This window comes from Paenibacillus sp. BJ-4, from assembly GCF_020404765.1.
In the GTDB taxonomy this organism is placed as follows: Bacteria; Bacillota; Bacilli; order Paenibacillales; family Paenibacillaceae; genus Paenibacillus.
On the sequence record NZ_JAIVEM010000097.1, the window covers coordinates 233,170 to 240,746 of the forward strand.

8 protein-coding genes and 1 tRNA gene are annotated in these 7,577 nt (G+C 42.4%); 7 read left to right on the plus strand and 2 right to left on the minus strand.

The genetic code is table 11. From position 1 onward, the window contains the following. Positions 1-142 precede the first annotated feature (142 nt). On the plus strand, positions 143-502 hold the full coding sequence (locus LCF57_RS17715; protein ID WP_226001869.1) for a hypothetical protein: 360 nt from the start codon (positions 143-145) through the stop codon (positions 500-502). A 305-nt stretch (positions 503-807) separates the two neighbouring features. Here the strand turns inward: LCF57_RS17715 and LCF57_RS17720 are convergent, their stop codons facing one another. Next, positions 808-1,101, minus strand: coding sequence for a DUF4870 domain-containing protein (locus LCF57_RS17720; RefSeq protein ID WP_226001870.1), 294 nt, complete (start codon positions 1,099-1,101; stop codon positions 808-810). 174 nt (positions 1,102-1,275) lie between these two features. On the opposite strand from LCF57_RS17720, the gene LCF57_RS17725 reads away from it, so the two are divergent. Further along, a tRNA-Arg gene (locus tag LCF57_RS17725) sits at positions 1,276-1,349 on the plus strand. Positions 1,350-1,519: 170 nt separating this feature from the next. Here LCF57_RS17725 and LCF57_RS17730 read toward each other — a convergent pair. Next, the gene (locus tag LCF57_RS17730; protein WP_226001871.1) at positions 1,520-2,863 is read right to left on the minus strand and encodes a 6-phospho-beta-glucosidase; all 1,344 of its coding nucleotides are present in this window, start codon (positions 2,861-2,863) and stop codon (positions 1,520-1,522) included. A gap of 172 nt (positions 2,864-3,035) precedes the next feature. On the opposite strand from LCF57_RS17730, the gene LCF57_RS17735 reads away from it, so the two are divergent. From LCF57_RS17735 to LCF57_RS17755, 5 genes are all read left to right on the plus strand, one after another. Beyond that, a complete protein-coding gene (locus tag LCF57_RS17735) occupies positions 3,036-4,004 on the plus strand; it encodes a LacI family DNA-binding transcriptional regulator (RefSeq protein WP_226001872.1) in 969 nt (322 codons plus the stop codon). A gap of 175 nt (positions 4,005-4,179) precedes the next feature. Further along, positions 4,180-5,541 (plus strand): helix-turn-helix domain-containing protein, encoded by a 1,362-nt coding sequence (locus tag LCF57_RS17740; protein WP_226001873.1) that lies wholly within the window; start codon positions 4,180-4,182, stop codon positions 5,539-5,541. Positions 5,542-6,168: 627 nt separating this feature from the next. Continuing rightward, on the plus strand, positions 6,169-6,351 hold the full coding sequence (locus tag LCF57_RS17745; RefSeq protein WP_226001874.1) for an aspartyl-phosphate phosphatase Spo0E family protein: 183 nt from the start codon (positions 6,169-6,171) through the stop codon (positions 6,349-6,351). Positions 6,352-6,417: 66 nt separating this feature from the next. Further along, positions 6,418-6,612: an XRE family transcriptional regulator gene (locus tag LCF57_RS17750; RefSeq protein WP_226001875.1), complete on the plus strand. Its 195-nt coding sequence runs from the start codon at positions 6,418-6,420 to the stop codon at positions 6,610-6,612. Positions 6,613-7,036: 424 nt separating this feature from the next. Continuing rightward, the gene (locus tag LCF57_RS17755; RefSeq protein ID WP_226001876.1) at positions 7,037-7,435 is read left to right on the plus strand and encodes a hypothetical protein; all 399 of its coding nucleotides are present in this window, start codon (positions 7,037-7,039) and stop codon (positions 7,433-7,435) included. The last annotated feature ends 142 nt before the right edge of the window (positions 7,436-7,577 follow it).

A 7,577-nucleotide genomic window follows, 5' to 3' on the forward strand; every position in this document is an offset into this window, starting at 1 on the left:
CGTGTTCATCCAGTGTTGGAATGAATTACAACTAAATCCCCAGTTCATCAGTATATATGCCGAAAAGAAGCATAAAATGTCTGTCCGTTCCGAAAACTACAGATGGGGCAACCCGTCTACTCGCAAGGAAGGAGGGAGACCAATGTACTACATCAAGGACGCCAAAATACGTCGTTTCACTGAAATCGACGGAGTGCGCTGCGCAGAGGTAGAGGTGCGGCCCGGTGCGGCAGATGATCCGGAATTGCTGGTGTATATCACGGCGAACAGTCAGCAGGACGGTCAGAATGACTATGACATGGTACGGATCATCCGCAATGACGCCGATTTGGAGCTGGATTGGTACGACAATAATCTGCACTCCGCATTTGAAGAAGTGACAGACAAGGCTTTTACCGATTCCACACACATTACTGCTGGTGAGGAACGGGAAAAGTTTAAACGGGAATTGCTCTCCTATGGGCAGCTCAGCACGGAGTTTGCCAAGGAGTTCGGGGGATGAGAATTTGGTGTGCTATGCCTCGGCTTCTGTTGATTTGGACTCCGACATCATCACAGAATCGGCGTGAAAGGAGGGGGAAATCATAGACGGCAAACCGAAATATAAGAAGAACAAAAGCAGCAGTTATATTCATAACAATGAGTTTGCGGAAGAAGTGCTGGAGAAAAACGTAAGACATGAGGTACGAAGAAATCCTAAACGTTTTGGCAATAAATAAGCGGGAAGGATAAAATTTGATAATCCAATTATCCAAAGAAGCCTCCACTTCCGGCTTTACAAGCGGAATGCAGGAGGCTTTTTTGGAGCTATGCAGCTTCACGCAGTGTCATAATCCCTTTGTAGATGTTGTAGACAAAAACCCCGAGATAGACTACTACGAATAGTAGTACAAACCCGATTACAGAACCTGCATGATTGGCTGTTACAATAAAATAGACTAGTGGAATCGCCGCAATAATGGGGAAAAGGTGTGATAAAAGGGCTTTTTTCGCATGTCCCTGTACATATTCGTCTCGTACTGCAATCCACACAATGACAGGCAACAGAAAAGGTGCGAAGAAAATACTGAAATAACAAAGTGACGATAATAGACCTTTCACGGATCAACCCCTCCTTTATAGCATGGCCTTTTGTACATAATACCCCGTTAGCGTCCAAATGATTCCTTTCTCGGTCGTTTCCCTGGAGGATGAAAAAATGCTTTTGACAGTTAACCGAAATGTGATATAATAATTAATGCGCTGAATACATAAGGTTTAACTGAATTCCATTTTGTCCCAGTAGCTCAGCTGGATAGAGCAACGGCCTTCTAAGCCGTCGGTCGGGGGTTCGAATCCCTCCTGGGACGTATAGCAAGAAGCTTCCTATCATGTAGGGAGCTTTTTTTGTGTTTCAATGGGTTCTCCTACATTCAGCATGGCTGGCAAAATAAAAAAACGGCCATGCCCCCTTCCGAAACAGAGGGGGACGACCGTTTTTTCATACGTCCAGTATGGACAGCATGTATAGTTTATAAGTTTACACAGTCGCCTTTGCCTTATTGGCAAAGAATTGCGGCAAATGCTCTTTATGTGCTTCCAGCAATTCATCCAGCACCGTTTGGGCAATGTCACCGCTTGGAACGAGCGGATTCAGGGTGAAGGCTTGCAGTGCGGTTGCATAATCGCCAGTGACTGCTGCTTTAATCGTCAGTTCCTCCATCGCCTTCATGACTTGCAGCAAGCCTCGTTGTGCAGGCGGGAATTTGCCAAAGCTTACGGGTTCCGCACCATGTGCGCGAATTACGCTGGTAATTTCGATAGCGCTGTCATATGGAACGTCATCGATTGCACCATTGTTACGTGTGCTCACCACCATCAGCGTGCCTTTGTTGTTATAGATCGAATTAATAATTTCACAGGCTGCATCGCTGTAATGCGCACCGCCGCGTTTGGATAATTCCTCCGGTTTGTAATCCAGATTCGGATCTTTATACAGTTCAAACAGACTTTCTTCGAGACGTTTGACCACTTGACCCCGAGTTCCTTCGTTTTTGGCTTCCTCTAATTCTTCCTTGAGCATGTTATCTGTCATGTAGTAATAGCGATGGTATGGACAAGGCAGCATTTTCAATTGACGAACCTGATCGTACAGGAAGCGCATGTTCCTGATATTTTCAACGACCTTCTCCGGTTTTGCACCAGGTGCATACAGTCCTTCAATGACTTGCTCTGTTAATTCGGCCCCCGTTTTGTCATAAATTCGATGCCAGTGAAGGTGGTTAATCCCTGCAAATTTAAAGAACAGCTCTTCTTCCGGTTTGTCCAGCACGGCTGCTGCACTCTTGATTGCGCCAATTGGAACATTACATAATCCGATGACTTTATCCCATTGACCATAACGAAGTACCGCCTCGGTGACCATCCCTGCAGGATTGGTGAAATTAATCAACCATGCATTCGGACACAGCTCCTTCATATCTTCGACGATACTGAGGATAACGGGAATGGTACGAAAGGCTTTGAACATTCCACCGGCGCCATTGGTTTCCTGACCGATCATGCCGTGTTTTAACGGAATACTTTCATCTTTAATCCGGGCTTCGAGCAAGCCTACCCGAAACTGTGTTGTTACAAAATCGGCATCCTTCAAGGCTTCCCGACGATCCAGCGTCAAATGTACTTCACAATCAATGCCCGCTGCTTTGACCATCCGTTTGGCCATGGCCCCTACGATCTCCAGCTTTTCGCGTCCTGCCTCAATATCTACCAGCCATAATTCCCGAATAGGAAGCTCTGCATAACGTTTGATGAACCCTTCTACTAATTCTGGTGTATAGCTGGAGCCTCCGCCAATGGTTGCAATCTTTAAGCCTTTTTTCATGGTTAGTGCCTCCTGAGTATGTTTTTTTAAACCGCTTTCTCAAGCTCAATTTCACTGTAATCCCTGTAATGCATTACAGGTCAAGCGCTTTTAAAAAACTTTTTTGGGGAGGGTGACAATTGTAGGGTGGTGACCACGAACATGCTAAAATAGAAAGAACGAGGTGAGAAATATGGCGAATATTCATGAAATTGCTAAGCTCGCGGGTGTATCCTCAGCTACGGTGTCCCGTGTCATTAATAACCATCCGTACGTAAGTGAACCGACAAGACAGCGTGTGCAGGAGGTCATAGACCGACTGGATTATGTCCCCAATTTGAATGCGGTTTCATTAAAAAAGGGCATGACCAAGCTTATAGGAATTATTTCAATTTCTTTTAATGATTCATTGGGTTTATTTGTACGTGGATTTACAACATATGCTCAGGAGCATGGCTTTAATATAGCGCTGTTTATTACGAATGGATTGAAGGAACGGGAGCTTGAGGCACTGGAAATGCTGCGTAGAAAGCAACTGGATGCTTTGGTTTGCATGATTCGTGTCAATGAGTGGAGTGTGATTGAACAATACACCAAATATGGCCCGATTGTAACGTGGCAGCGTGTGAACATAGAGACGATTCCGTCCGTATTTATGGATCAGTATCAGGGGTACATGCTTGCGCTGGAGCATCTGTACGCCAGAGGCTATCGCAGCATTGTGAATGTGTATGGGAATATGAGGGGACTGAATACGAAGGAGCGCATACGGGCCTATCGTGATTTTTGCAAAAAATATGATCTGGACGCTGCAGCATTTCCGCATTTTTATGACTTAAATTCAATAGAAGCGGGTGAACAAATCGCTCACTGGTGGGCAGAACAACCCAACAAACCTGATGCATTTGCTTGCTCTACTGACTATTTGGCTGCAGGGCTTTTGACCGAAGCGCGTAGGCTTGGTGTTTCTGTACCGAGTGATGTTGCAGTGGTGGGCTTTGATAATACCGAAATTTCGCATTTGCTTGATTTAACCACCATTCATTACCCGATTGACAAGCAAGCGGAAAATGCATTCATTATGATTCAAAATGCCCTTGAGGGACTTCATGAAGATTTACATCCTTTGAAGTTCAAATTAGTTGAGCGAGCGACCACTTAGACATTTTAAAGCTGTCCTACAGGGCCTAAAGTGAAAATGCTATAAAAGCTATTAGAAAGTGTTCTGGAGTGTTATGCGAAAATTGAAAAAAGACTATTGACGCATGTTAATATTTGGAGGAAAATTAAGCTGAGATTACAAATTTCGGCTTCTTTGTATGAAAGGTGGTTATGACTTGGAACATACACCTACGATTTTAGCGGAACTGGAGGATTATTTGCAGCGAAATGATGTAACGCTGGCACAATTTGCAGAGCATTCCGGTGTTCATCAAAGAACGCTAAATAATTGGATTCTTAAGCATCGTCCTGTTGCTGTACATCAATTGGATCGGATTACTTTGGCAATGGGATTACCAGAGGGTTATTTTTACGAACGATACATAGAACAATACATCATCGAGAGTTCCCCGGATTGGCGGAGAATTGAACCGGTATTGTTCCGCTGTGCGGAAATGGATAAGCTGGCAGCGATTCAGCGCATAGTTGGACATATTATGGACAACCTGCTGTATTCCCCAAAGCTATTTGACGCGGCAGAACAATTATTTGCACAGGGTCGACATGCTGCTGCGCTGTTGCTCTTTGAGGGGGTTGCGGAAGCAGAAAAGTATCAGCACTCCGAAAGATTAGCCATCTGTCAGTATCGCATATTCACGATTCAGGTTGGAGATGATCAGGAGCGGAATTTACAAGCAGCGCTTCAATTCCAATCGTTTGTCAAACGGCTCGATGATATGGACCAACTGGAAGGAATGGTGGATTTAGCTAATGCATTTCGAGCATTGCGTCGTTGGGATCGTGTCATGGAAGTTGCCAAGAATTTGAAGATTTTAGCCGAAGCTCAATACTCCATGGCACATTCTCTGAAAAGGGAACAACATAAGAAGCCATTGCGACCGTTATTTTTTTATGTAGCTTTCAGTAATTCACTTATTGGAGGTGCTTATTATGAGCAAGGAAACTATGCGCTAGCCTTGCAAGCAGTCTATGAATCTGTTGATCTGGAATGGGTGAAAGAGACTGATAGCGAGACGCTGCACTGGAAAAACTTATTTCAGGAGTGGGGCGAAGCTAATGTGTGCCTGACCAAGCTCATGGTTGGAGATAGAGAGGTACTTCCAGTATATGCTGATCTCATTGCAAGGACGAAAGATGAACTTCTTCCGGGTTTATGGAATATTATGATTGCAGCCAATCGTTATAACATAGACGTAGATGATATTCTGAATCAATTTGAGTGGGAAATTTCAAACATACAGGATCAAGGAGGAAAACAAACTAATGACCAGCAAAATATTGACGACCAGCTTGTTGGTATTTTGAGTGAATTGGCTGACTATTGTTTATCCAGAGGCCAGTACGAAAAGGGAGTTAGGTACTTATTAGATGGCATGAGAAAATCCACTATAATTAATAATGAACGCTCTATCCTTCGTTACATGATAATTGTCGAACGTTATCAGAAATTTGTCTTAGCTGAAGCCAAGACGGAGTATTCTAATTTAGAAAGCTATGCACGACGACTTTCTTATTAGTGCTAGTCATAAGTACACAAACAAAGAGTAGCCAAACTTCAGGTATGCCAACGCCCGCTTCAAGCAGTGGTTTTCAAGTACAGGGATGGTATATAAGGAGCTAAATGGTGCTGCTGATCGTCACGGCTAGCTTTTTGTTTATTATAACTATACCTGTTCAGTCCAATGATCATGACCAAAGCATTCAACCTCTTGTAAACATGGAAGATTTAAACGGATAGGAACAAGAGAAATCCTGACCGACCAGTTAAGGTTAGCGGGATTTTTTTTACTGTCGCTTTTGTCCCCGGATTTCTCCCCTGATCATATTAATTCAAGAAATCCGGGGACGGTGGCGATGGGAAGTACCATCCGACTGTGTAGTGGCACAATAGGTAACTTTGAAGTTCAACTTATGTAGCTTCTAAGTCATTTATGGTTTTTAATGCTCTGAAATTGAGTCATGTATACAAAAAGAACCTCTGTCTCCACTTTATGAGAGTGGAATCGGAGGTTCTTTTCTGTTCATTTAATGAGTTTCCCTACTTTATGCGAACTTTTTTAGGGATGCTCTTTTTTTATGAGGAACATGATTCGCAAATCCAAAAATCGTCTTATTACTCTAAAATATGACATATAGGAGGGATCATGCTGATGAATCAAGGTGTGACTTTACTTCGTGTCGAGAGAGCCAGGAGGAAACTGTACCAAGTCCAGAAAAAGTATGGATTTTTAACACATCCTAAAGTGATTGAACAATCCAAGAAGTTGGATGACCTGTTAAATCTTTATCAGTTGAATCATTACCAAACGAGCAAATCAGATCATTAAGCCCATGGATGTATTACATGCTGCAACATACTACGATTATAAAAACCAGGTGTGGAGGTCATGAGGTTGAATAAACGAAATCCTGTAACCCCTTTTGGATGGGAGATCAAACAAAAACTGATTGAGAAAAGAATGGATCAGAAAACCTTTTGCACTACATATCAAATTCCGGCTTCGAGATTGTCCAATCTCATTCACGGGACACGCAAGGCCAAAAGATATAGAAAACAAGTATCCGAATTGCTTGGAATTGAAGAATAATGTATTTTATCTATTTTTGAAACAGCTCTGTCTGAACATGAGTATCAATAAAATCAATATAGCTTGTTTTTGCTTTTGCACTGATACTTCTCAACCGTTTCCGTGGCTTGCCTATTAATTCGGATATCATAGTGGCTAAACAATATTCAGAGGGCATCTCTATCCAGAAAGAAATTCATGTTTAGGTTGTGTAGTTACAACTCCCAACTCCTATATAAGTGTAGGGGATAATCGAGCAAAGTACATGAATCTGAAAAAGAAAAATTTATGTCTTCGCAGTTTCCACGATTTGGTTGTAATTTACAGCCTTGAATCACCTACATAAGTGAAGAGAATTGAAGACTGATATCAAAAGAATGTGGAGCCATTTAGATGTCAGCGACTCCATCAATTCACTTCTAAAAAATTCGGGAGGTAATAAAATATGGCACAAGTTCATTCTCAACACACACAATATCTTTCAAAAGAGCAATTAAAGCAAATGATTGATGAATATACTGGAAAATCATCTTCGTCATTACTATATGCAATTAGTGCATTCGGTTATAGTCTTTGTGGTGCAGCCATTAAAGCAAAAGCCCCGGCTGTGATTGTAGCATTTTTGGGAGCAGTTACTACAGTTGTATCTGGTGCAGCCCTTCTTAATGATATTAATACCTATACTCAAAGACAGAATTTTGTAGGCTTGTTGAAAAATCTTGTCGATAATCCTAGACATTTCACCCGCTTCAAAGTAGTATCGACAATTTGGATGGAGTGGCATGAAGGCCCGACAATGGGATACTACACTTACTATACAACAGTCTCCTATGATGTAGCCTAAGCAGTAAAACATAAAGAAAGGGGCGGATCAATTCCGCCCTCAGGCTGTCGAGAAAGTCTCGACAGCTTTTTTTATGTTGATTTTGTTTAAGACGACACCGCGTTAATGTTGTATAATATAGGTAACTATTGTATAGAACGGA

Excerpts from the sequence above, each read along its gene's own strand:
- LCF57_RS17715 (WP_226001869.1), top strand. The coding sequence starts at position 143 with ATGTACTACATCAAGGACGCCAAAATACGTCGTTTCACTGAAATCGAC.
- LCF57_RS17730 (WP_226001871.1), bottom strand. The coding sequence starts at position 2,863 with ATGAAAAAAGGCTTAAAGATTGCAACCATTGGCGGAGGCTCCAGCTAT.
- LCF57_RS17735 (WP_226001872.1), top strand. The coding sequence starts at position 3,036 with ATGGCGAATATTCATGAAATTGCTAAGCTCGCGGGTGTATCCTCAGCT.
- LCF57_RS17745 (WP_226001874.1), top strand. The coding sequence starts at position 6,169 with ATGCTGATGAATCAAGGTGTGACTTTACTTCGTGTCGAGAGAGCCAGG.
- LCF57_RS17755 (WP_226001876.1), top strand. The coding sequence starts at position 7,037 with ATGGCACAAGTTCATTCTCAACACACACAATATCTTTCAAAAGAGCAA.